Below are 25,208 nucleotides of genomic sequence, written 5' to 3'. Positions count from 1 at the left end.
TAGGAGAGTACATGCAACCAGATAAGAAATGCCCCGTGGCACACGGACCCCGATGGTATTCAGGCGCTCAGGTCCGCAATCTGAAGAGCAGTCTCGACATTCTATTTCCCATTGTTGAGTGGGCGGAGACCTATCTTGCCAGCCCGCACAAAGACCTCGGCCGCTCCGGCGATGTATGCCCATTTGTCGGCGAGGCACTATCGCGCGAAACACTGCATTTCTCGATGGTTCATCTGAAAGAGACCGGCGAAGCCCGTTTCGCAGAGATCGAGTCCATCGTGCTCGCCAATCGCGAGCAGTTCCTTGCCAGAGAAAAAGAGCAGGGCAGCGATCCGTCTGATAACCTGCTGAACGCGCTCATCATGATCTTTCCGGATGTGACGCTCGAAGAGGCGCCACTGGTGATTGATGGAGTACAGAAAAAGCTCAAGCCGCTCTTTGTAAGAGACGGCCTGATGCTGGGCGAATTTCACAACCTGAACCAGTCGCCTGGCTTGCGCAACCAGAATTTCCGGCCGCTGCGGAGCCCGATTCCGCTGCTGGCGATCCGTCACATGGTGGAATCAGACCTGCCGTTCATGAGCAGGATGTACGATTCCCCGGAGACACGGCTGGAGTTCCTGACGTCTTACCTGAACTTTCTTGGGCCCACGCTCACCAATGGCAACCGCACGCGCGCCGAGGTTGCGTTGACGGCAGCGAGGGAAGAACTCGCAGCTACGACAGCTCGATAGGAATACTGCATTCTCTGAGCGCCGATTCATCTCGCCGGCACACAGTGTTCGCGTGCCGGCGAGATGCTCTGCGTTCAATCGCGTTGCTGCTTACTGATCCGCGGCCGGGTCAGGTCTGACAATTTCCTACAACTACTCGCGACCTGGGAAGAGTTCGGACACAACTTTTTTGAAAACAGACTCACCGCGAATAGATTCGAACCGTGGATCAACTGCGATCCACACCAGTTCTGGCTCTTTGTCTTCTGCTGCAGCCTGCAACAGTGAAAGAGCAGCTGGGACATCTTCAAGAGCGAGGGCAAGAAGAGCCTGGCGAAATCTGCTGATCGGCGGAGGAGAGGCTAATAATCTGAAATCTCTGGCAAGGCGGCTGGCGTGTTCTTTATCTCCGCTCATGGCCTGAATCTCGGCAATGCCAGCCATCATCGGGAATAGCGCACCTGCATCGGGCCGTATGCTCTCAGTAATACGTTTTGCTTCATCGGTGTTACCGAGATGCGCAGCCATAAGAGCTATGTAGAGTTGCGCCTCTACAGGGACAGGGCCGTAGATGAGTGGAGCCGACGCCAGTTTTGCGCCTTCTTCATAGCGGGAGGAGAGGAATAGAAACTTGGCCCGGGTAATTTTCTGACGATATGAGAATGGGTCGTTCCGCTGAGCCACCTCTACGTAATACGAGGCTTCATCGAAGCGGCGCATGGCGGCAAGAAACAGAGCGTATTGCCGCGCAACGCCCACGTGTGCTCCCTGATGCAGCGCTTTCTTGAAGCTTGTTTCCGCTTCGTTCCATTTCCACTCGAGCGCCTGAACGCAGCCGAGGCATGAATAAGACTCAATCATGTGAGGATCAATCTCAACTGCCTTCAATGCCGCTGATTTTGCTTCCGCAAGCGCCGCGGAAAACGGGTAGATACCACGCAGAATCATCTCGACATGACACTGCGATATGCCGCAGAAAATCCGTGCGAAGTCCGGAGCAAGCTGTGCGGCCTGCTGAAATTTCACCAGGGCCGACTGCAGGTCCATTGCCGAGCCCTCGTCAAGCTGTGCCTCTCCCTGAATGATGAGCGGATACACGGACAGCATCAGCGCTCCGGCTGTGGCTTTGCGATGCCGTATGCTCGATTGTTCAGGGCGTGCACGGCTTATGAATGCCCGGGCGATCTGCTCCTGGATCTGAAAGACCGAGTCAGAGTTTACTTCGGTTTCGAAGCGTTGGGAATTAAGCTGGAAGCCATCCGCGTTTAAGACGCGGATGGTAATGCGCAGCCGGTTATTCTCCCCGCGAACGCTGCCTTCGATAATGAATTGCACGCCCAGCTCCTGTGCCAGAGAAGGAACATCGCGAGGCATCGTGACAAACTTTGCCACGGAAGTAGCCGAGGCCACCTTGATGCCATCGGTACGCCCAAGAGCGTGGATCAATTCATCCGTAATGCCATGCGCGCACATGCTGGAAAGAGGTTGCGCCGAGAGATCAACGAAGGGCAACACAGCCAGAGAAACGCCCTCGCCTTCAGCGAGCAGCCCTCCATTGGCAGTTACCTGTTTCAACCGGTCGATAGATGATTTTTCGTTTCTGTGAAACACGGGTACATACGTGCCTGGCCGCAGGTAGATAAATATGGGATCATCCTTACCGCTCGATTCGTAATACTCCTTCAGCTTGGAGCGGAGCCTTCTGGCCTCAGTCCTCACAATCGAGTCCTGGCTTGGATGGTACGGGGCTTTGCGGTCGTATACTTCGGTGCCAATCACATACTCCTTAAGTATGTGAGCATTTCCGGCGAGCGCATTTTCGACGGTGAAACGCAGAAAGCGGCCCAGCCGGTCTGACTGTACAAACAGGTCGCTCTGCAGAATGAGAACGAGCTGCGAGCGAATTTCATTTTCCGGGATGTATTCAGTTATAGGCGGTTCGTACACGGTCATAAACTCACTCCAGAAGAGTGGAGGCGTTTCTTCAACACAAAGAGAGCGGTGGCACTTGCAACCATCATAAACGCGGGAATTGCAATCACGGCAGTGATAACTGTCACCTAACCGTTGCTCACCTTCCGTCAGAAAACGAAAGCTGACATTCTCGGCAAGTATGGGAAAGGCATCGCGTGGAGAACGAGAGACGCCAAATGCGAGTGCTCGCTATCGCTTCAGCGGAGACGTGCGCAATGCTCGTTTGGCAACTCAAGCCATTAGATGTTGAAGTCGTCGGAGCGGTGCATGCCTCGGAGGTTGCCCGGCGCATTCAGGCAGGAGAGACGTTTGAGGTTGTGATCCTGCCAGCTGCGCTTCCGCATGTGGAGTGGTGGGCACTATGGGGCGAACTAAGCCTGCTCAATCCCAGGCCCTCGATTCTGGTCTATGCGCGAAGCACAACGTTTCAATTATGGACAGGCGTACTCGAGTCTGGCGCGTATGACCTGATTGCGGAGCCGTTCTCTGAGAAGGAAATTCAAGATGCTGTTTCACGTGCTTTGCGGAACTTTATGAGCAATGAAGATGCTCCCAGCCAGGAACCGGAGAGCTAAGGATCCCTCAATCGAGTTATTTAAGAAATCCCGGAGGGCGTGATGTTCTGCAAGATAGCGGTCGCGTATGACGAGTCACCCGAAGCCGAACGTGCATACAGGAGTGCAATCAAGCTGGCCAAGGCTCTCGCGGCCGAACTGCTGACCATCACGGTAGTAGAGCAACTGCCCGCATACACGGCTTATGCCACCGGAGCAGATCCATCGATTATGCGCGAGCTCGACCAGGACAGGGCATTGTCGTATGAAGAATTGCGGACAAAAGCGATGAGCCTGGCCTTAAGTGAGGGCATCACTGTTGCCTCGAAGCTGATTCACGGAAATACGGTGGAAGCCATCGCCCATTTTGTCCGCGCCAACAAGATCGATCTGCTTGTTGTCGGACTTCATCACCGGTCATTACATATCGCTCGTATCTGGAGCACGGTGTATTCACTTGCGCAGGATGTTCCCTGCAGCGTTCTTGGGGTTCACTGATGACGAAAAAAATCATTGTTCCGATTGTCATTCTGGGTGTGGCCGTTGCGCTGATCTTCACGATTCATGGCTGCTGGAATTCCTGGACTGGAAATCGATCGGAGCAGAAAACCGATGATGCTTATGTTCGCGCGGATCTCACTCCGCTCAGCACCCGCATCAGCGGAACAGTTCGCAGCGTGAATATCACCGACTATCAGACTGTGAAAGAAGGGCAGGTTCTGGTCGAGATCAACGACGAAGACTATCGCGCGATTGCAGCCCAGGCGCAGGCCGCTCTGGCTGCAGCAGAAGCGGAGCTGGCCACGAATCAGGTGGCGAAAGCGGCTCAGGATTCACAGATTCAAAATGCAGTAGCCGGCGTGGCTGCAGCAGAAGCGGCTGTGACTGCTGCAGAGGCCGGAGTAGCGTCGGCCAAGCCTGATGTGGAACGCACAGAAACCGAACGAAAACGTCAGGAAGCGCTCTTAAACGGAAAGGCTACGACACACCAGAAATTCGAGCAGGCGGTTGCGGATGCCGGGCGGTTTGAAGCCCTGCTGGCGACGAGAGAGGCTGATCTTGAGCGGGCGAAGGCAGCCCTGGCGAGCAGTAAAAGCGTGCTCGCAGCGCAAAAGACACAGCGCGCCATTCTTGATGCGAAGGACAAAATTTACCGGGCAGATATTGAGGCGAAGCGCGCATCGATTGCTGTCGCCCAGGTAAATCTGGGATACACGAAAATCCTCTCGCCGATTGACGGAGCCGCAGGAGAAAGACGTGTGCAGCCGGGACAGCTTGTAGGCGCAGGCATGGAAGTCATGTCACTGGTGAAAGGCGATGTGTGGATCCAGGCGAACTACAAGGAAACGCAACTCACGAATATCCATCCTGGCGACCGGGCGGATATCAGGATCGACGCATTTCCCGGAGCTGTTCTGCATGGAAAAGTTGCGGAGATTGCGCCTGCCAGCGGATCACAATTTGCGCTGCTGCCACCGGATAACGCGACAGGGAATTTCACCAAGATCGTTCAACGAATTCCTGTAAAGATCGTGCTCGATCCAGACCATGCTCTACAAGGGCGACTCAAGCCAGGATTTTCGGCCGTCGTAACGATTCATGCCTCTGGCCAAAACAGGAACGCCGAGGAAACCAAATCGTGACAGAAAATCAGCAATCTCCTCAGGCGGCCGCTCCCTCGCATATTACGACGCATCCTCTCATCGGAGTTGCGGGCGTTTTACTGGGCGCATCGATTGCGACTTTTCAGGGAAGGCTTGTCAGTGTCGGGCTTTCGGACATCAGAGGAGCAGCGGGTTTAGGCGCAGATGAAGCTTCATGGATCGGCACGGCCTTCAATGCGGCACTGATGTTCATCGGCCCATTTTCTGTATATCTGGGAGGCTTGCTGGGAGCGCGCCGCGTTCTGCTTGTATGCGGCGTATTGTTCACGCTCATCAGCGCTCTTCTGGCTTTGACTACAACATTGCCGATTATGTTGTTCCTGCTGGTTCTGGCCGGGCTGACTGCGGGCACATTCTATCCACTGACTCTCTCGTTTGTGCTGCGCAACCTGCCGATGCGCTTTGTCCTTCTCGGCATTGCTGCCTATGCGATGGACATTGTCTTTACGACATACGTTGCCACGTCTCTCGAAGCCTGGTACGCAGATCATTTGTCGTGGCACTGGATTTTCTGGAACAGCGCGCTGCTGACGCCGCTCATGGTCATTCTTATCTATTACGGAATACCGTGGCAGCCGCTTCCCAAGCCATCTGCAGGGCAGCCGAGACCTGACTGGCGCGGTTTTCTGTATGCGAGTCTTGGGTTCTCGTTGTTCTATATCGCTCTCGACCAGGGGCAACGGCTTGACTGGTGGAATTCAGCGACTGTGATTGCGCTTACGATTACCGCGGCTTTTCTGCTGCTGGCTACATTGTGGAGGCGCGTGATCGAGCCCAATCCGCTGATTCATCTTGGATTTCTGGCCAGACGCAACACGCTGCTGCTTGCTGTGGTGCTCTTCTTCTTTCGTTTCGTCATGCTTGGACCGGTCCTTGTTCTTCCGAGCTATCTTTCGACCATCCAGGGATATCGCGCCCTGCAGACAGGGCCGGTTTTGTTGTGGGTTGCAATCCCTCAATTTCTTTGCGGACTGCTGGGCATCTATTCGCTGCGATTCATAGATGCCCGTCTTGTTCTTACGGCCGGCTTTGGATTGGTGACTGTCGCTTGTCTTATGAATATGCAGGTTGACTCAATGTGGGCCGGGGGCGACTTCTGGCTTTCGCAGTGTGTGATGGCCATCGGCCTGGCCCTGGCTTTCAACGGACTTGTAGGCGCCATCATCCTTGAAGTTCTGAATACAGGCGCACTGACTCGACCGATCGATGTGCTGACGTTCGCAGGTTTTTTCCAGACGGTGCGGCTTCTCGGAGGAGAGATAGGGTCTGCGGTGATGCAGCATTTTCTGTCTTATCGCGAGCAGTTTCATTCGAACATTCTTGGTCTTGGAGTTCAGCTTGGACAAACTGCCACGGACCACAGGCTTCTGGCTTTGAAAGCGGGCATGGCCAGACATGTAAGCGGCCAGGATGCAGCGACGGCCAGAGCAGCAGAGATACTTGCACTGCAGGTGAGAGGGCAGGCATTCACGCTTGCGATTGCAGACGGCTTCGCATTGGTCGCCTGGGCTGCTGTCGCGTGCCTGTTTATTGTCGCCTGCATGGGTTCCGTTCAGACGCAGTACAGGCAGGTAACGGCGACTCCTGCAGCGCAGCCGGCATGATGCCGGCAGTTTTTCGGTTAAGGAAATCAGATATGGGGTTGGAAACCAGGGGTGTACGAGTGAGATCGCGGATCGTGCTGCTGTTGTCAGCGGTGGTCGGACTGTATGCGAACTCACTTGTGCTGACGGCTCAGACCACCAATGAAGTAACGCTGACGCTCCCTGATGCTATTGATATGGCGCTGAAGAACAACCATATCCTGCAGCTTGCCGAACTGAATGTTACTGACAGCGAACATCAGAAGAAGATTGCGCGAGCGGCCTACTTTCCGCAGATCAAGAACGAGTCGACTCTGCTGCACCTTACGGAACTTGCAGGCGTCACAATTCCGGCGGGCGCATTTGGAAACCCGGCTGCGACCGGACCCATTCCGGGACGCTCGCTGACTATCGATCAGGGAGAATTGACTACTTATACCAGCGGGACCGGACTGGCGCAGCCCATCACCCAGATGTTCAAGATTCGCGCATCCAATCGCGCCGCGGCGGCTGATGTAGAGACGGCGAAAATCAAATTGACGCAGGCGCAGGATGAGATTGCGTTGAAAGTGCGTCAGGTCTATTACGGAATTCTAATCGCGCAGCTGAAGCAGCAGGCTGCGGAAGGCCAGATGCAAGCTGCCGAACAGAAAGACAAGGAAAGCCAGGACGACGTTAACAGGGGCGCTGCGCTGGAAGTGGCCGAATTGGAAAGCCATGCTGCATGGTTAAACGCGAAGCAGTCCGTACTGACGGAAAAACTCGAAATCGATGATCTGACCCTTAATCTCGAGAACTTGCTTGGGCTTCCGATCGGCACGCAGCTGAAACTTGATGATGCTGCTCCATCGTCTTCTGTTGATATGCCATCGCGCGCTGATGGCTTGCGCATTGCAAAAGACAGGAGCCCGGAGATACTTGCCGCACGCCAGGCAGTGCTAAAGGCACAAGCCGGTGTGACGGCAGCAAAGGAGGCGTATATCCCCGACGTCACCGGACTTGCCAGGTACAGCTACCAGAGCGGAGTGCCGCTGCTGGTTCATAACTTCGGCACTTTCGGTGTCAGCCTGACCTATGACCTTTTTGACGGAGGGAAGAGAAACGAGGAGATTCGTCACTCGCAAACATTATTGAACGAAGCCGAGTTGAACCTGAAGAGACTCAACGATGAGCTCGAGGTGCAAGTGAATGCCGCATACGACAAGGTGGAGCGGATCGAAGGGATGCTGGGTGTTGCCCGTAATGTTATGGACCTGCGAACGGAGGCTGCGCGGGTGGCGGATCAACAGTTCGAGCAGAGCGCCCTTCTGCTTTCAGAAAAGATCAAGGCTCATGCGCAGTCCACAGAGGCTCGTGCGTCGTTCATCGAGGCCACCCTGGGGCTTTCTCTTGCGCAGAACGAAGTAAAACGGACGATTGGACAGATGCCGCGATAGCAAGGAATCTCAAAATGAATGAGCTGAAAATTTATGACAGTGATCCGGATCGCCTGCTTGTAGAGCGCGCGACAGCTGGCGACATGACTGCATTTGACGAGCTGGTTCAGCAGCATGAGCATTTGGTTTTCCGCACGATTTTCAGGATCACAAAGATTCGCGAGGACGCGGAAGATCAGACGCAGGAGACTTTCATTCGTGCATATCGAAATCTCGGGAGCTTTCGTGGAAGTTCGAAGTTCAAAACGTGGCTAACGCAGATTGCTGTGAACCAGGCTCTGATGTGCCTGCGGAGGAGACACAGCGACGTTATCTCGTGTATGCGTCCCACTCCGGATGAGGATGAGGATCGATTCATAGTGGATCTGGTTGAGCCTGGACTCAATCCGGAACAGCAATGGGCGCGGGCCGAACAGGCGAATTATTTAGAGAGCGAGATTAATCGACTTCCCGGAACATTGAGGTCGGCCTTTATCTTACGATGTGTCCACGAATACACCAGTATCGAGGCCTCGATAAGATTGGGAATCAGCATTGCCGCAGTCAAAAGCAGAGTTCTAAGAGCAAGAAAAAGGATTCGCGAACGGATCGATAAATCAGCAAATGCCTCGATGCGGGACGAAAGTCGTATTGACTTCCGTCAAATCGGCTGCAGGAAAAATGTGATTGGCCAAGAGCAATTCAGGTCTGGGAAATAATGCGGTTTGCTTCGATCAATTCTGTTCTGCCTGGCTTGTCACCTTGCTCGCATGTCTTGAGCAGCTCGCGAAAATAACTCTGGCTGAGATCGCGGCGGTTGGCCAGTTGAGCTGCATGGCCGGCTCCATAGAGCGAGCGGAAACGTCGCGGCTCTTTCTTGAGTGTTGCTTCAAATTGTGCCAGCGCGAGGGCGGGCTGATTGGCCTGCAGCAGCATCTCGCCATAGAGTTCGTGCGCCGGGGCCAGCGGGCCGGGTGTGATGGCGCTCTTCTCAGTTCCATCTTCGAGCGCTGCTGCTGACTCCATGGAACGGAGCGCTTCGTCTTTTCTGCCTTCGGCGAGCATGGCCCATGCCCGGACCTCCGCCTCCTGGATCTGCACCTGCAGTGCCCAATAGTTTTCTCCGGACTTCAAGAGCTGCTCACGGATTTTTTTCAGTTGATCTGCGGCGGCATAGGCGGGTTTGTTTTCCCCTGTTCGAGCTGCGCCTAAACCGCAGGCGAACCAGGTCATCGCTTCGGTATACGGGAACGGAGTGTTGTGTAGTGAGAGCTGGGCGGCCTGCTTCCAGTCTCCGCGCTCAAGTGCGTAACGCGCCGGGATGGCGGCCAGGGCAAAGTAGCCGACAGACGGGCCAGCTGCGCCGCCGATGATTTTTTCGGGATCGAAACGCGATGCGATCTCGGGCAAAGAATTGAGGATACGGAGAGCTGCCTCATCCTGGCCGGTCTGCAGATAGGCGTATGCCTCGTAGTCGCTGGCGTGCAGCTCTTCCGCGGTCTCGCCTGCGCGCTTTGCGGAGGCGGCAGCGCGAAGATTGCTGTTGATGGAATCCTGCCAGTAACCAATCCGCGTAAAAGTGTGAGAAGGCATGTGCAGCGCGTGCGGGGCATCGGGGGCTATTTCAGAATAACGTTGTGCGGCGAGCAGCGCGCGCGGCGCGAGCGGTGGAACATCGTAGGTATGGATAATGTAGTGCGCGAGCCCGGGATGATCCGGCTCTTCTGCGAACAATTTTTCGAGAATGGCCCCAGCTTTGAACCGTCCGGCATAGGTTTTATCTGCCGGATCTTCGGAGGCAGCGATGGCCAGAGCATAGAAGATCTGTGCTTCATGGTCGGTGGGGTATTTGGCTGCGAGCGCATCCATGCGGTCGCGATAGGCGATCAAACGCCCGCGCTGCGAGGTGTTCTCACTGTTTGTGTATAGAGCGGCAACCGCTCGAATGTAGTCGCGCTCGCGTTCTGTCTTTACTCCGGTTTTCTCTCCCTGTTCAACGGTTGCACGCCCTGCCTGCAACTGGCTCTTGTCCTTGAGCCCGGAAGCGAACGGGTTACTCCACTGGCTCAGAGCGATGCCCCAGTATGCGATGCCGCAGGTTGCATCGTTGCTTAGTGCTGCGTTGAATCTTGTGATCGCGTTGCTGAACTCGAAGGAGTGCAGGAGGGCCACTGCATGGTTGAGCTCGTCCTGCGCCTGCTGATTGCAGGAGCTCGAAAAGTGCACCGTTCCCAATCGTTCGCCACCGGCGTGCGCATGTTCCTCCTGCGCAGTGCTGTTTTGCGCCAGAATGAGAACGCAGGCGAGTATGATTCGCGTTCGCAAGAGATTGTCCCTGGGGGAATTCCCGTATTTTAGCGCCGATTCAAGAATCGGAGACAGGGATTTATACTGGCTGCGCTGTTCTGTGATCCCATATGAAAGCCCATACTGCATGGCTGCTTCTGCTCGCTGCGTGTCCGGCGATTGGTTTCGCGCAACAAGGAGCGCCGGAGAAAACTCCGACGACTACCGTCTCCGGCCACGTTTACTGTGCTGACACCAACATGCCTGCGCGCATGGCTACGGTGATGCTGCAGCCTGTCGCTGCTGAAGCGGGCGGCGCTTCGCGGGCAGGCAAGCGCGAAACCTCGGCAACTTATGTTCCCGGGGTCAAGACGCTGCTTGACGGCAGCTTCACCATACCGCGTGTCGCGCCCGGAATGTACTATGTGATCGCTTCTGAGCCGGGATATATCTCGCCGTTTGCGGCGCTCGGGGCTTCTCCGTCGGACCTTCAGAAACCCGATGACACGCTTAAGGAAGAGATCGCCAAAGCAGTGCCGCGCATCACGGTACAGGCCAATTTACCGGCTTCAGTCGAGATCAGGCTCGAACGCGGCGCTGCGGTCAGCGGGACGATTCTCTTCGATGACGGCAGCCCTGCAGCGGGACTTGATGTGGAGCTTCTGGTCCGGAAGAAAGACAAGTGGGTCCTGGCATATTTCGGCCCATACGAAGCGGCGGGTAGAACAGATGATCAGGGTGCATACCGATTCAGCGGCCTCCCCGCGCTCGATTATCTGGTCAAAGTAGATATCACTCTATCCAAAATGACCTATGAATTCAGCAGCAACGGCAGCAACGGCTTCTCCACGGAACCAGGCTATACGCTCCCTGTTTATTCCGGGGCCAGCTGGCGGGAGAAGGATGGAACAGCGTTTTCTCTTAAGCAGGGTGAGGAAAGAAGAGGAGAAGACATCCGGATCCCCATCAGCAAACTGCATAACGTCCGTGGCGCGATTACTGCAAGCGACGGCCACACGGTCAATGGAGGCAAAGTCGCTTTACTTTATGCTGACGACAAGACCGAGGCGCTCAGCACAAAGCTTTCCAGGGATGACAGCGGCTTTGCCTTCAGCTTTGTTCCTGAAGGGGACTATATTCTTCGCATAACGGATGCGGCTGACGTCGAATATGAGGAGATCCCGAATCCTTCCGGGACTGTTCCGCCATCAACTATCCATACACATTCCTCGCACAGCTATGGGGCCGCCGACCAGGCGCTTCATGTAGATGGAGATGTGTCCGGGCTCGCGGTAACTGTTCCGGAGAAGGCTCCGAGCAGTAGAGCGCAGATTAATCCTTAGTGCCGGGCATTATCCCACTTAAGCCGGGGAGACTACGTTCTCCTGCGGTGTTTCTGCGATGACGATGGATTGGACCTGATTGCGGCCTGAGGATTTGGCTCGATAGAGCTGCTCATCGGCGGCAGCCAGCAGTTTTTCGGCGGTTGCGTCACTAGGGCGGCCTGTCGCGCAGCCTATGCTTACGGTGACAACGCCAATGTCGCTGCCCTGGTGCGGGATGCCAAGAGTTTGTACGCTGCTGCGAATGGATTCGGCGAGCCGCACTGCGCCTTCATGGTCCATGTCAGGGAAGACGGCGGTGAACTCTTCACCGCCGTAACGGGCGACGACATCGATGGAGCGGCGCGCAGATGATGCAATGCACTCCGCTACTTTTGCGAGCACTTCGTCTCCGGCTGCATGGCCGTAGGTATCATTGAAAAGCTTGAAGCGGTCGACGTCGATGAACAGGATGGAGAGAAAGCTGCGTTCACGGCGGGCGCGTCCCCACTCCTGGCGGAGGCGCTCTTCGAGGAGGCGGCGGTTGCTCAGCTTCGTGAGCGGATCGGTAGTTGCGAGGCGCGCGAGCTCGTCCTGCGCGCGCAGTTTGTCACGCAGCGTATAGGCGAGCAGCCATGATCCTGTTGCAAGCACTACGCCGAATGCTACCGCTACGCTTGTGGTGATGCGGTTCTGCCTGCGCCACTCTGCCATGACCTCGTCCACGGATGGCGCGACGATGGCGATGAGTGGATAGTCAGGAATATGCCTGTACGTGAACAGGCGCGTGACGCCATCGATGCCAATGCCGATGGCGGAACTGTTCGGATTTGCGATGTTTTTCTTGAAGACGGGAAGGTTCGCGATGCTCGCGCCCACATCTTTGTCGGAATATGGTTTGCGCGCGAGGATTGTGCCGTCATCAAGAATAATCACCACGCCGCCGGTTGCCTCAGTGTTGATCCGGTCGAAGAGCCTCTGCGCAAACTCGAGGCGTATCTGGAAGAAAGCAATGCCGCCGAAGGAGCCGTCCGGTCGATTGATGCGCCGCGTCATTGCGATAGACGGCTTGGCGCCGCTGACCCTGGAACGGAAGGGATGGGAGACGAACAAGCCCAACGACGGATTGTTCTGGTGGGCGAGAAAATATGTGCGATCACTCAGCACGAGCTCCCGGCTGACCTTGCCGATGTGCTTCGAAGCAAGCACCTGTCCGGCTGGGCCCAGAATGAATTGACCGTCGACATATGCGTCCGCCGGGTAGTTACGGAAGAGCAGCCGGTCCCGAATATCCGCAGGCAGCTTCCAGGTCCTGGGGTCTTCTGCGTTATGAACAATCACCTGCAACTGGGTGTCATAGAGGCTGATGGCGCGCTCAAGGTCGAGCGCCATAATCGAACTGAAATTCTCTGAGACTTCGCGCGCGTGGTCAAGAGCGGCCTTGCGGCTGGAGAGCATGAACAGGAACGGCAGCAGGATGACAGCCAGAGCGGCGATAGCGCCGGCAATTCCCACTGCTTCAGGATGATTGCCCACGGTGCGTGTGATGCGAATCATGGCCATGCATTCCCGCTTCGGTTATTTTGCTTTGCGAGGTGAAGGGAGGACAAGTGCGCAGCTATCGCATCAAGACTTATTTGTTCTGGACTTATTTGTTTTGGTGCGATTTCTGGTGGGGCAGGCTCAGGAGCTCTCTTACCAGAGAAGACAGGCGTTCGAGATCGCCCAGGGCCTGGCCTCCTACGAGCTTTGCGGATTCACCATAATGTCCTTCCGATGCAAGGTAGAGGACATTGATGAGGCTCTGCAGGGGATTGTTGATGCGGTGCGCGAGCTTGTTGGCCATGGATGCCTCGGCGATCAGTCCGGCCTGCTTGACCAGCAGCTTCTGCTGGCGGAGCTGACGTACTCCGATGGCGGCGAAATCGGCGAGGATCTCGATGATGCGGAGATCGCCCTGGTCGAAGGCTTCTTCGCGGTCATGGGCGAGGATGTAGATGGTGCCGCGATTTTCCTCGGTCTGCCAGGGGAACATGAGGCCGTCGGTTACGGGGAGGGCCGTGACGCTAAGGAGGTCAAAATAGCGCTTGAAGGCGCGGACATGCTGCGGGCGCCCGCGCTCAAGGCAGATGGCGCATCCGGTAGGATGATGCGGGAAGATGGCGTTGTACATGCCGGAATAGCGACCGGCGACGGCGACCCAGTGGTAGTACGCGTCTTCAGTCCGGTCTTCTCTTTCGAGGCTGATGGCAGAACTGTCAGCGCCGCAGAGTTCGACGGCAGTTTCGACCAGCGTTTGCAGGATGGTGTCCGGCCGCTCGACGAGAGCATGGGCCACGCGGCGCATGCCTTCAGGAATGATGGCAACATCTCGCGGACGCACAGGCCTGCGGGCAAAGGAGCTATCCGGGTGAAGTTCGGTGATTTCGAGGCCGGTATCGGCCGGCAATGGAGAGCGGGCGCGTAGATGAGTCGCGCGGTACTGCGGTTCTTCCTGCGCTGTCCGGAACTGGGGACCTTGGGTGGCCAAACAGCCTCCTTTTCCCTATGACCGCATATGAGCTTTTGATGCTCCGGAGCGCTAAAGATGCGATTTTAAGCGCTGGAGACGAGCACAGATGTCTACCCGAATACCAGGGAATATAGTAACTCAGTTGTCAGCAGTTATAAAAACAAGCAGGAATCCGGGCTATTTTTTGTTCTTGGCCGATGGCGTGAACTTGCGCAGGAGGAACTCCTGTATCAATCCATTGGCCATGTTGGCGGCGATGTCGATTCCAGCGGTGCCGAGGATCAGGCCAGGGCCGCGGTCCTTTTCAGGATAGTAGGTGTCGGCAAGGAGTCCGGAGGCGAAATAACCGCCAAGGCTGGAGAAGTTTATCTGCTTGCGCCCATTGTCTCCCCGGCAAATAATCGGCGTAGAGAGGGCGTGGATAACGCGCGATTTGTTGGTCCCGGTGCCCTGATAGAAATAGCGCGGATCCTGATGGAGGATCGAGGGCAGAATAGCTCCGCCGATCAGGATGTCGGTCAGGCCATTTGCGTAGTTGGCGCCGAAGCGCTGGCCATAGCCTTTGAGTCCCTGTTGGTAAGCCGGCGTATCTCCTGCCTGATCGATGCCCGCGATGAAGGCCGCACCGGCGAAGGTGACGGGATCGGTCATGGTCCTCATGGCGAGCTGAAACTTCAGCTTCGTGGTGAGCGGGACAGGATCCTTGTCATAAGTAACGTAGAAATTGGGGATGATTCCAAGGACGCGCTGCTTCTCGGCTACGTGAACCTGTTCGGTTGCGATCTCCTCGGGGCTGAGCACCGCGGCTACAGTAGTGACTTCAACGGCGATCTGGAGCTTCACTCCGGACAGGTCGAGATACTGACCCGGCGTGAGGGTGATCGTGTCGGAGAGCCAGCTTTTGAAGCCGGGAGCACTTATGGTGAGGTGATACGGTGTTCCTGATTTGACGTGGTCGAGGGTGAAGAAACCGTTATCGTTGGCGGTGATGGTGCGCTGGTCGCCCGAGTCAGTTCCTGCAATGGCAATACTTGCGTTGGGAACGACATCGTTCCTGACATCGATGACCGTGCCTACGATGGTTCCTGGTTGTGGTTCAGGCGCAGAAATCTGCTGGCCTGCCGCTGCACATACGACAAACGCAGAAATTACCAAGGTGTACAGTGACAGTTTCATGCGCATTGTGGCGCAAGGCGCTCCCCATAGCAGATGCTCTGTGTATTTGACTGCGGATGAGCGTAATTGGGTGCAAAAAGTGTTAATTACAGGTTGCATCTTTACAAAAAAATACATTCCATGAAGGGTGCTATTCAGTGATTACTATCCTATTGAAAATGAGCACCCCAGATGTTATCGAGGCGAAGAACCTAAACGTTTCGTGACTGGACGAAAGTGAACTTTTTCTTGAGGTTCAGGAAGGGGGTTTCGAGGTAGCGGTAGGAGAGCATCGCCAGCGCTATGGTGGCGGCCAGGGCTATTGTCTTGTTGATGACGAAGAGAGGGGTCTGGAAACCGGGCGCAGTGACGAAAGCGAACAGCTTACGCTCGATCTTTTCAAGATTGTCGGCGACGGTGAAGCCGGTTTCATGGAAGACGTAAAGGCCGTAGGAGATTTTTCCAAGATAAATCAGGGAACGGGGAAGGCCATCAGGCTTGATGCCGAGGACGGAAATGAAGATCAGCACCGCGCCGATGGCTGCCATTTCGTAGCCGCCGATCATGGAGGGCAGGGAAGGGTCGGCACCGGGGCGCTTGATGAGAAAGAAACCGCTTGCCGTAAGCCAGCAGGCGATGCCAAAGATGAACGCCGCGATACGGCTGAGGCGGTTCAGCTTCAGCGTTCCACCGCCGAGATAAATCGCGAGCAGCGCACCGAGGGCGAAGAACTGGAACTGCACGAAGCTGTTGACCCATACAGTCACGGGCAGATCGATGCGGCGCGAGGTGACGAGGCCGATGGTCATCATGGAGATGAGAATCAGGCAGCCGGAGAGAATGGCGACCCAGCGCAGGCCGCCGAACTTGGCGATCGAAGGCCAGGTGAGATAGAACTGCTCTTCGACCGAGATGCTCCAGAGCGCGCGCAGCGGAGTGGTGATGTAGGGATGGAAAAAGATATACCAGTTGCCTACGAGCAGTAGGTTGGCGACGGTGCGGCCCGGCTCCATGCTGAAGTTGGAATGAAGCTTTCCAAGGATGAGGTAGGCGATGAGGATGGCGAAATAGAGCGGCCAGATGCGCAGGATGCGGCGCAGGTAAAACGACTTGAGATGGACGGTGCCAGTCTTGATCTGTTCGCGGCGCAGCAGCTCGGTGATGAGGTATGAGCTCAGCAGAAAGAAGATGCAGACGCCGAAGTTACCGGCGTCCTTGATGGCCATGGCGAGGCGCAGGCCGAAGCTGCTCGCGGAGTTGAGAATGACATTGGGAATGCTGTGGTCGACAAAGACACACAGGAATGCGGCGAAGCGAAGCACATCCAGTTCAGGACGATAAAAGCGATCGTCAGCAGCTTTTTTGACGCCCGGAAAACCGGGCGCTGTCCTTGTGGTGGACATTACTTTCCTCCGATTGTGGATACAGCGAGAGACAGCTTACAGCAAAATCAGAGTCGATGTACCCCCGAAGCCACTGTCCTCAAATTGACGCGACCAGCAGGGAGCAGCAACCTTGCACTTCCTGCGACAGGACACGTAACCCTGGTTTTGCCCTATGTGTGAACCAGAGGTCCGCCCAATTCGCGCGTCTGTGCTCCAGCGGGAAGCCGGCTCTGCAGCAGCTCCAGATTGACTAGAGCCGTGACATAGAGAACCCAGAAAATTCCATTGTAGATAAGCAGGGAATTTTCATCCATGTTGCTGACAATGCTCAAATACAGAATGAGCATCGGCCAGAGCGCCTGTTGAATGTATTTTGAGTGAATTACTTTCCATGCTCTCTGAACGGCGCGCAGGTAGCTGAGGAGGAAAATTGCAAGGCCGATGCCGCCGACTTCAAGCAACACTTCGAGAAAGCCGTTGTGCGCGTGCAGGACGACGAAGCCGATCATGGTGAAGACATTGAAGGCCTCACCCTTCATTCCGATCCAGAAGGCGGCGTAACCGTAGCCGAGCATGGGGCGCTTGAGAATGGCATGCCACACTTCGCGCCAGATGTCGGAGCGGCCTGTGAGCGTAGCGTCGCGCCCGATCAGGTTGAGGATGTCGGCGGAAAACATTGCGATCAGGGCAATGGTTATGACGGCCAGCGCAATCGACATGGAAACAAGAATGGTACGGCTGGGCATGTCATGGCGCTTGAGGAAGCCGAACAATGCGGCCAGCGCAAAGACGCTCAAGCCCACCATCCAGAAGCTGCGCGAACCACTCATGGCGAGCAGGCCGAGGAAGAGCAGCAATGAGAGCCCTCGCCAGAGATTGATGCGGCCACGCGCGAGAGTCATACCGATGGCGAAGGCCATGGCACGCCCGCAGGCATTCTTCTGCGTGAAGACGCCGCGCCAGTCATTCTCGTGGCCGGGCGACGCGTCGTGCCCATAGGCCGGATCGAGAATGCAGATCACCACGGAAGCAAAGGCCAGCACGACCATCACGCCCCAGAGGATCTCCAGCTGCTCTTTCAAGTCGAAGCGAGTGGCGAAATAGAGCGCGAAGGCTGTCGAGAGCAGAAAGGGAATTCCGCGCCGCAGCGTAATCGCGGGGTCCTGCGACCATGCGGCCGAGACTACTGCGAGAATCGAGAAGATTCCTGCCCAGTGCACGGTAGACACGGATTTTACGACGTGATGAAACCGGCGCATCAGGAGCAGGCAGACAAGCAGGCCAATGAGCGCCTGCGAGCCGATGCCAATGGCGGCAGCAGCGCCGCTGGGGGCGGTCTGAATGGCGGGGTCGACCGCCTGGTTCGAGCCGACGAGCGGAATGAAGCCCGACATGCCGTAGAAGGCAAAGATGACGGAGCAGGCGGCTTTCTCAAACCACAGGTCACGCTTGTGGTCCGCGACATCGCGTTCGAGAAGCCGCCCATCGAAATAGCCGGTATTGGCGGAATAAATAGTATGTTGATTCGCCATGCTACTGGTGGTAGACCGCTGCTCCGCTGGTTGATGAAATGATCGAGCTGGCACCGATGGCGATGTTCTTGCCCCAGCTGAAGGGGACATAGACGATATCATTCGGCTGCAGCTGCATGTCGGCGAGTTTGCCCTTCTGCATATCCTTGAGCGAGAACTGCTGCTCAGTGTAACCGTTGGGGTTGTCGCCGGTACGGCGGATCAGACGGGCGCGGCCTTCGGCTGCGGTCTTGGCGGTGCCGCCTGCAGCAGCGATGGATTGCAGCACGGTGATCTGCGTATCAATCGACATCGGATACCCACCCGGGCGCGCTACATCGCCGAGTACATACACGATAGGGGCCTTGGGAATGAGGACAACATCCCCAGGATAGACCAGCACGGCATGATCGAGGGCTGTCGACGAGTCATTCGGAATGAAGACGGTCGTGCGCTGCGACGGATTGTTCTTCCGCTCCACGGTAATGTGGCGGTCGGCAACCGCGGTGAGACCGCCAGCCATGGCGACCACATCGAGGAGGTTTCTCGGCGTTACGATCGGGTATGCGCCCGGCTTGGTGACTTCGCCCAGCACGGAGACATTCTCAACCGAGTATTCCTCGACCAGCACGGAAACCTGCGGGTTCTTGAGGAAGTCACCGGAGATGTACTTCTCACGCAGCATGCGCGATGCCTCGAACGGAGTAAGGCCGGCAACCTTCACCGGGCCGATCATCGAGAGCGAGACGACGCCTGAATCATTCACGCGCGCCTTCTGATCGAGATCGGGCTCGCCGAAGACGGAGACGTGCACCAGGTCTCCTGGATTGATGGTGAGGCTCTCCTTCGATGCATCTGTTCCGGCTGCTGCTACCTGTTGCGGCTGCTGCTGTTGGGCGTGCGCCAGTCCAGCAAGCGCAAGCAGGGCAATCAGAAGGAAAGAAGATACACCACGCGTAAGACCAAAAATGCGCAGTTTAGTTCGCGACATTGTTTCTTGTCCTTTCTACCTTCAGATCTGCCTGTTCGCCATAGTAGGCGTAGTACCTCGTCGCTCCTTCGGGGATCGCGTTCATGACAACTCCCAGAACTGCCTTGGCCGGGAGCTGCTGCTTGAGCAGGCGATAGCTGCGCTGCACCGACTCTCTTGGCGTAACGCCGTGGCGCACGACCAGGAGGCTTGCGTCGGCAATCTGCGAGAGCAGGATCGCATCCGTCACCGGAAGGACCGGCGGGCTGTCAATGATGACGGTGTCGTATTCACGGCGCCATTTGTTGACGAGCTCGCGCATGCGCTCGGAGCCGAGCAGCTCAGCGGGGAAGGGAGGCACGGCGCCGCCGAAGAGCATGGTGAGATTCGGCTCGTCCTTGGACGCATAGTAGATGGGCTCGGACTTGTTCGAAAGCACTTCGGAGAGACCGATGCTGTCGGTGAGCCCAAGACGCTTGTCGAGACCGCGCTTGCGGAGATCGCCATTGACCAGCAGAACGCGGGCGCCCTGCTTGGCGTAAGCCGCGGCGAGGTTCAGGCTGAGCGTGGTCTTGCCTTCGTCACTGGTAGAGCTGGTGACGAGGAGCACGTTCGGCGGCGGGCCGGTGCGCGACAGCGAAAGGACAGTCCGGAGATGACGGACTGATTCGGCGAATGCCGAGCCCGGATACTCAAGCGAGTAGATATATTTCTCGACCGGGAGGCGGTTGCCCTTTACAGCAGCGGCCTTGCTGCCTCCTATGCCGAGTATCTTCTGGCCCTGATTGCCGATGAGCACGCCGGTGGTCGCATCCTTGCGATCGAAGGCGGGCATTTCTCCCATGAGAATGTGGCCAAGATCGCTCTCGACCTCATCGATGGTGCGGTAGGTTTTGTCGCGGAAATCGACAATGACGGCAGCGCCGATTCCGAAGAAGAGGCCACCGGCAATGCCGGCCGCATAGTACAGCGGAAGGTTCGGCGACTTCGGTTTGTTCGAAGACGGCACGCGCGCCGGGTTGACGACGGAGATATTCGAAGAGCGCAGGCCTTCGAGCAGGTCCGCCTGCTTCAGCTTGCCGAGCAGTCCTTCATAGAGCTCGCGGCTCTTGTCAGCCTCTTCCTTTGCCAGCTCATAGGCAATGACCTTGTCGTTCAGCTGGGTCGCCGTATCCTTCTGCTGCTCATAGGCGGCCTTGGCGTCGTTTTCGGACTTCGCGGCAATCTGATAGTCGTTCTTTGCGCGGTCAGAAATGCGCTGTGTTTCCTGCTGGATCGCGGTCTGCACGTCAGCGAGCTGAGCCTTGGCCTGAGCAAGCTTCGGATAAGAAGAGCCGTATTTGGTCTCGTCGTCGGCTACCTGGGCGCGCAGAGTCGCTTCCTGCGAGCGGAGGTTCTGCAGAAGCGCCATGGTGTTGGCAGGCGGGGCAGTTGCTCCCGGAACGCCGCCCAGTCCGGAGATGGACTCAGCACCGCCGTTCTGCACCGCGCGCCAGATCGCTTCCTTGACGATGCGGTTGGACTCGGCGGTGGTGTAGGTTTCGTTGAGGTCCTTCAGGCGGGCGAGCACCATGTTGTGATCTTCGCCTTCGCCGAACATGCCGGTCTGACGCTGCAGGTTGATGGCGTTGGTTTCGAGATCCTGGGTCTGCTTCTTGAGGTCGCCAAGCTGCTGGCCGAGCCACGCGGTGCTCTGCGAAGTAGCTGTCAACCGCGTCTGGAAGCTGTATTCCATGAACGAATTGATGATGCGGTTCACAACTTCGGCGGCGGTCTTGGGATCGGTGTTCTTGTAGCTGATGTCGATCAGACGAGTGCCGGAGACGGGCTGGATCTTGAGGTTTTTCTCGAAGATCTTAAGGGTCACTTCGCGGCGGTTCGGCGCCTGGTCGAGGGGCACGGACAACGGCTCAAGCGGCTTCTTCCAGAAGAAGACCCACGAGGGAATCGTGAAGAGCTTCTTCTTCTGCGGGAAGAAGTCTTCTGTCGGCTCGAGGTTCAGTTCCTTGACGACGCCGAGGGCGAGGGTATCGGACTGAAGAATGCCGACCTGCGTCTGCAGGGTGATGTTGTAGTCGAGAGCATCGGCAGAATTGCCGGCTCCTGCCGAGGAGCTGTCTCCGCCCTCAAGGGGGCCGAGCGCGCTCGAGGCTTCCTTCTGAATCTGGATTTCACCGGTTGCCTGGTACCTGGGGGTGGTGATGATGGCCTTGATAGTGACCAGCACAAGGAAGGTTAGCAGCGTGTAGAGAATGATTTTCCGCCGGCGGCGAAGCAAATGAAACCAGTCACTCACAGAAGCGTCCTTGGGCGCGATCTCCAGGGCGCGGGGCGAGTCTATCGTCCTGACAATTTGAGAATTCAAGCTATCTAACCTCATGAAGGAGTCTTCTCACATGCTGCAAGTTCATGGTTGCGCGGCTATTACACGACGGCCCCGCAGTCATCTCATGCTGTGCTAACAACCTTCGGCAGATTTGTTTTGTTTAAGTGACTTTCGGATTCTCTAGTGGATCCGTGAAGCTTTCTGACCTGAGCCGGAATCTTTTCCGGATGAGCCTGTCAGCCTGCAACGATGTGAATTACACGATTGCTGTCGTACGCTGTACCATCGCCTTGAGGGTTGGCTTCAACGACTACAGAATCGTGATCGTTGCGCAGGGCATAGGGCTGATTCAGCGAGTACATGTACGTATGACACTTGTATACCATAATTAGTTGCTGTGGACCAAGAGATTCTAATTTTCGAACTATAAAGCCCTATAGCAGGCAACCAATGTGAGTTACTTTAACTCTATGAAAATAGAAGCCCTGCCGATAAAAATTTACCAATTACTCTTACATGGGTATTCCCAAAGATATGCTTTGCAAGGTATCATCTAATTAAAGCGATTCTTTCGTTAAACTCAGTCGCGAAACATTAAACCAACAAGAATCGTAGTGTAGCCCTCCACAATAACCTTGCAGTTTTCAAAGAATTAGACAGTCCTTGGTTAAAGAAGCACAACGCCTGCTGTGCGGGAAGCGTAGCAAGCAGGATGCGTGAACTTTAAATTCCGGTGAAGGGAGAACGCATTGCCCCCCAGCAAAGCAGTTCCGCTTACGGTTGGTATACCCGTATATAACGCGATGCCGTTTCTTCCGGAAACGGTCGAGAGTCTGCTGTCTCAGTCTGTTAAAGATTTTGAAATTCTTGCCATTGTCGATGGCGCTACAGACGATAGCCTGGCTTATCTCGAAACGGTTCGCGATCCTCGTTTGAAGATTGTGGTCCAGCCGAATGCGGGTCTCACGGCAACGCTGAACCGCATGCTGCGCGAAGTAAGCACACCATGGCTGGTGCGCCAGGATGCGGATGACATTTCCTATCCGAATCGCATCGAGCGGCTGCTTGAATATGTTTCGCGCAATCCCGATGCGGGGATGTTCTACTCGATGGCTGAGTACTATCCGCGTGAATCGAGCGTGGGGATCTTCCGCGCGACGCGCGGCACGCCGCGTGAATTACGCGCGCTGGTTGAGTCGGGGCGATTGTTGTCGATCTGCCATCCGAGCGTTGTTCTCAATGTAGAGAAGACGCTGGCTGTGGGAGGCTATCGATCGGACATGCACGTGGAAGATGCCGACCTCTGGTGGCGCATGGCGCTTGCACATGATATTCACTGCATCCCGGAGGTTCTGCTGGGTTTCCGCCAGAACACGGCGAGCGTGAGCTCAAGAAATCTTGAGAAGCAGATGTTGAATGTTCTCTATATTCAATATCTTTTAATTTCTATGTTAGAGAAACGCGATGCAGAATCGTTTGAAACAGTCGTCCCGCATCTGGAAGAACTGTTTCCGCGCCGCGGATTCCAGGCAAAGGTGCATCTGCGCAGCTTGAATATGGCTCTCGCAGAGAAGAACTATGCCAAAGCCGGTTTCGCGTTTCTTAGGGCAGTTTCCGCTTCCCCCGGTTATTTTTTTGGTCGTCTTCGCGACGAGTTCCTGCCTGGAGTTATTACGAACGGTGTAGATCCAAAGCTCTTTCATCAGAGGCGAGACAAGCTCTGGCCGAAAAGAGCAGATACTACGGACCAGCTACACAATAACTTTGTGCTCGAGCGTTAAGCTCGCGCCATGAGGACGCACATATGGCATCATCCGTTCTCCAAAGAAATCTTGGGGACCATGTAAATGTTGGCGCCCTGCAGGAAATCCAGATCGGCTCGCTTCCGGTCCATAGGGTCACGTTTGAAGAATCAGTGAAGTGGGTGGTGGAGTATCTCAAGAAGAAACACCTGAGAACACCTGGACTGATTGTTACTCCCAATGCACAGCATGTAACGCTGGCGGAGAAGGACGCGATTTTCCGCATGGCATGCCGCGCTGCTGCACTCTCTGTTCCTGACGGAGCATCGATTGTTCTCGCTTCGCGCATCCTGGGAACACCTGTTCCGGAGCGTGTCGCCGGCTGCGATCTGATGGAGCGGCTCTGCGGCGCATGTGCAGAGCACGGCCACAGTGTCTTCTTTCTCGGCGGTCTGCCGGGCGCTGCTGAGAAAGCTGCGGAGACACTTACGGGAAAGTATCCCGGACTGAAGGTGGCCGGCACGTACTGCCCGCCGTTAGGGTTTGAGAAAAACCCCGAGGAAGTCGCGCGCATCAAGCAGCAGATCACCGAGGCTGCTCCTGACCTGCTGCTGGTGGCGTTTGGCGCGCCGAAGCAGGAGATATGGGCGTGGAAGAACTGCATGGAGCTTCCTGTGGGACTTGCCATGTCTGTGGGCTCTTCATTTGATACGCAGGCAGGGATGCTCCGGCGCGCGCCGCTCTGGATGCAGCAGTCGGGAATGGAATGGCTTTTCCGTCTGGTTTCCGAACCTAAACGGCTCTGGAAGAGATACCTCCTGGGCAACGTGACGTTCCTGTACATTGTGCTGCGGCAGCGGTTCAGTTTTGAACGAGTCGGCGGATAGACTGAATGCGAAATGTTCTGATTTATCGCAACGAGCTGTTGCCTCCATCGGAGACCTTCATCGTTGCACAGGCAGGAGCCATGCAGAATCACGCTCCTGTCTACGCCGGATGGGAAAAGCTGAAGAGGAGCCTTGAGCTCCCGGCTGACGCTGTGACCTTTGCGTCCGGCAATTCCTTCATGGACAAGCTGCGCCGGAAGACATACCGGACGCTGGGCGGAGCCGCGAAGTTTGCGCATACTCTGGCCGCGCGCAACCCGGTTCTGGCGCACGCGCATTTTGCTCTCGATGCGTGCACGTTTCTTCCCATCGCGAAGCAGCTGCATATTCCGCTGTTTGTTACGCTGCACGGCTACGATGTGACGACCGATGAGAGCACGCTGCAAAAGTCTTTTCTGGGCCGGGTATACCTTTCCCGGAAGAAACAACTCTGGGAAACGGCGACATGCTTCTTCTGTATCTCGGAGTTCATCCGGCAACAGGCCATTGCACGCGGATATCCGGGAGAGAAGTTGCTCACGCATTACATCGGGATCAACCTGAAGGCATTTGCTCCGGATCCTGCGGTCAAGCGCGAACCGATCGTTCTTTTTGTCGGGCGCTTTGTCGAGAAGAAAGGCTGCATTCATCTGCTGCGTGCGATGGCGCGGATTGAAGCGAAGTTTCCCGAAGCGCGGCTGGTGGTGATTGGCGACGGTCCGCTGCGCGCGGAACTCCAGGCTGCTGCGAGCCAGCTGCTCAAGCGGTGCGAGTTTCTCGGCATCCAGTCTTCGCAATCGATCAAGCAGTGGCTGAACCGCAGCCGCGTGTTTTGCGTTCCCAGCATCGTAGCGAAGGGCGGCGATGCAGAAGGGCTCGGCATCGTATTTCTCGAAGCGCAGGCCATGGGAGTACCGGTGGTGAGTTTTGCCACGGGCGGCATTCCCGAAGCTGTGATTCACGGGGAAGGCGGACTGCTTGCTCCGGAGAAGAACGAAGAAGCTCTGGCTGAATATATTTCGCTCTTTCTTGAAGACGATGAGCAGTGGCGGCGCGCAAGCAAAGCAGGCCGCAAGTGGGTGGAACGGGCATTCGATCTGAACAATCAGACTCGTCTGCTGGAAGAACATTACGAACGGTATTGTCCGGGCGGCAGATTGGAACCTTCTGCTGAATCCCTGGTGAACCATTTGCAGAATGCCTGACGTTATTTTTTAGGGGATTGACCAG

21 protein-coding genes are annotated in these 25,208 nt (G+C 56.2%); 11 read left to right on the top strand and 10 right to left on the bottom strand.

Annotation, left to right across the window (positions count from 1 at the left end; all coding sequences use genetic code 11):
- Positions 1-35: 35 nt before the first annotated feature.
- Positions 36-734, top strand: coding sequence for a DUF6875 domain-containing protein (locus AC5S16_RS03800; RefSeq protein ID WP_493928696.1), 699 nt, complete (start codon positions 36-38; stop codon positions 732-734).
- A gap of 132 nt (positions 735-866) precedes the next feature.
- On the opposite strand, the gene AC5S16_RS03795 is transcribed toward AC5S16_RS03800, so the two are convergent.
- Positions 867-2,666, bottom strand: a complete 1,800-nt coding sequence (locus AC5S16_RS03795) for a hypothetical protein (protein ID WP_493928695.1) — start codon at positions 2,664-2,666, stop codon at positions 867-869.
- Positions 2,667-2,902: 236 nt separating this feature from the next.
- On the opposite strand from AC5S16_RS03795, the gene AC5S16_RS03790 reads away from it, so the two are divergent.
- From AC5S16_RS03790 to AC5S16_RS03765, 6 genes are all read left to right on the top strand, one after another.
- Positions 2,903-3,262, top strand: coding sequence for a hypothetical protein (locus AC5S16_RS03790; RefSeq protein WP_493928694.1), 360 nt, complete (start codon positions 2,903-2,905; stop codon positions 3,260-3,262).
- A gap of 42 nt (positions 3,263-3,304) precedes the next feature.
- Positions 3,305-3,739: a universal stress protein gene (locus AC5S16_RS03785; RefSeq protein WP_493928693.1), complete on the top strand. Its 435-nt coding sequence runs from the start codon at positions 3,305-3,307 to the stop codon at positions 3,737-3,739.
- Positions 3,739-4,884 (top strand): HlyD family secretion protein, encoded by a 1,146-nt coding sequence (locus AC5S16_RS03780; protein ID WP_493928692.1) that lies wholly within the window; start codon positions 3,739-3,741, stop codon positions 4,882-4,884. The genes AC5S16_RS03785 and AC5S16_RS03780 overlap by 1 nt, the downstream gene beginning before the upstream one ends.
- Positions 4,881-6,509, top strand: coding sequence for an MFS transporter (locus AC5S16_RS03775; RefSeq protein ID WP_493928691.1), 1,629 nt, complete (start codon positions 4,881-4,883; stop codon positions 6,507-6,509). Before AC5S16_RS03780 ends, AC5S16_RS03775 begins: the two co-directional genes overlap by 4 nt.
- Before the next feature lie 74 nt (positions 6,510-6,583).
- A complete protein-coding gene (locus tag AC5S16_RS03770; protein ID WP_493928690.1) occupies positions 6,584-7,924 on the top strand; it encodes a TolC family protein in 1,341 nt (446 codons plus the stop codon).
- 14 nt (positions 7,925-7,938) lie between these two features.
- Positions 7,939-8,622 (top strand): RNA polymerase sigma factor, encoded by a 684-nt coding sequence (locus tag AC5S16_RS03765; protein ID WP_493928689.1) that lies wholly within the window; start codon positions 7,939-7,941, stop codon positions 8,620-8,622.
- On the opposite strand, the gene AC5S16_RS03760 is transcribed toward AC5S16_RS03765, so the two are convergent.
- Complete coding sequence (locus AC5S16_RS03760) at positions 8,606-10,228, bottom strand: hypothetical protein (protein ID WP_493928688.1); 1,623 nt, start codon at positions 10,226-10,228, stop codon at positions 8,606-8,608. The two genes, AC5S16_RS03765 and AC5S16_RS03760, sit on opposite strands and share 17 nt — an antisense overlap.
- 92 nt (positions 10,229-10,320) lie before the next feature.
- Between AC5S16_RS03760 and AC5S16_RS03755 the strand changes: the two genes are divergently transcribed.
- Positions 10,321-11,532, top strand: a complete 1,212-nt coding sequence (locus AC5S16_RS03755) for a carboxypeptidase-like regulatory domain-containing protein (RefSeq protein WP_493928687.1) — start codon at positions 10,321-10,323, stop codon at positions 11,530-11,532.
- 18 nt (positions 11,533-11,550) lie between these two features.
- Here AC5S16_RS03755 and AC5S16_RS03750 read toward each other — a convergent pair whose 3' ends face one another.
- From AC5S16_RS03750 to AC5S16_RS03715, 8 genes are all read right to left on the bottom strand, one after another.
- Positions 11,551-13,068 carry a sensor domain-containing diguanylate cyclase gene (locus AC5S16_RS03750; protein WP_493928686.1) on the bottom strand — a complete coding sequence of 506 codons (1,518 nt, stop codon included), beginning with the start codon at positions 13,066-13,068 and terminating at the stop codon, positions 11,551-11,553.
- A 91-nt stretch (positions 13,069-13,159) separates the two neighbouring features.
- Positions 13,160-14,041, bottom strand: coding sequence for a GAF domain-containing protein (locus tag AC5S16_RS03745; protein ID WP_493928685.1), 882 nt, complete (start codon positions 14,039-14,041; stop codon positions 13,160-13,162).
- A 159-nt stretch (positions 14,042-14,200) separates the two neighbouring features.
- Positions 14,201-15,205, bottom strand: coding sequence for a carboxypeptidase-like regulatory domain-containing protein (locus AC5S16_RS03740; protein ID WP_493928684.1), 1,005 nt, complete (start codon positions 15,203-15,205; stop codon positions 14,201-14,203).
- 185 nt (positions 15,206-15,390) lie between these two features.
- Entirely contained in the window at positions 15,391-16,581 is a 1,191-nt protein-coding gene (locus AC5S16_RS03735) for an acyltransferase family protein (protein WP_493928683.1), read from the bottom strand.
- A gap of 152 nt (positions 16,582-16,733) precedes the next feature.
- On the bottom strand, positions 16,734-18,095 hold the full coding sequence (locus AC5S16_RS03730; RefSeq protein WP_493928682.1) for an O-antigen ligase family protein: 1,362 nt from the start codon (positions 18,093-18,095) through the stop codon (positions 16,734-16,736).
- 1 nt (position 18,096) lies between these two features.
- Positions 18,097-19,065 carry a polysaccharide biosynthesis/export family protein gene (locus AC5S16_RS03725; RefSeq protein ID WP_493928681.1) on the bottom strand — a complete coding sequence of 323 codons (969 nt, stop codon included), beginning with the start codon at positions 19,063-19,065 and terminating at the stop codon, positions 18,097-18,099.
- On the bottom strand, positions 19,052-21,409 hold the full coding sequence (locus AC5S16_RS03720; protein WP_493928680.1) for a GumC family protein: 2,358 nt from the start codon (positions 21,407-21,409) through the stop codon (positions 19,052-19,054). The genes AC5S16_RS03725 and AC5S16_RS03720 overlap by 14 nt, the downstream gene beginning before the upstream one ends.
- Before the next feature lie 197 nt (positions 21,410-21,606).
- A complete protein-coding gene (locus tag AC5S16_RS03715) occupies positions 21,607-21,756 on the bottom strand; it encodes a hypothetical protein (protein WP_493928679.1) in 150 nt (49 codons plus the stop codon).
- Positions 21,757-22,119: 363 nt separating this feature from the next.
- On the opposite strand from AC5S16_RS03715, the gene AC5S16_RS03710 reads away from it, so the two are divergent.
- From AC5S16_RS03710 to AC5S16_RS03700, 3 genes are read left to right on the top strand one after another with little or no spacing between them, the layout of a single operon-like run.
- Complete coding sequence (locus AC5S16_RS03710; protein ID WP_493928678.1) at positions 22,120-23,151, top strand: glycosyltransferase family 2 protein; 1,032 nt, start codon at positions 22,120-22,122, stop codon at positions 23,149-23,151.
- Positions 23,152-23,174: 23 nt separating this feature from the next.
- Positions 23,175-23,999: a WecB/TagA/CpsF family glycosyltransferase gene (locus tag AC5S16_RS03705; protein WP_493928677.1), complete on the top strand. Its 825-nt coding sequence runs from the start codon at positions 23,175-23,177 to the stop codon at positions 23,997-23,999.
- 5 nt (positions 24,000-24,004) lie between these two features.
- A complete protein-coding gene (locus AC5S16_RS03700) occupies positions 24,005-25,183 on the top strand; it encodes a glycosyltransferase (RefSeq protein ID WP_493928676.1) in 1,179 nt (392 codons plus the stop codon).
- Positions 25,184-25,208 lie beyond the last annotated feature (25 nt).

Source organism: Acidobacterium sp. FHG110202_01 (assembly GCF_059115305.1).
Note: the sequence above shows the minus strand (reverse complement) of the source record. Positions and strands in the feature narration are given on the sequence as shown.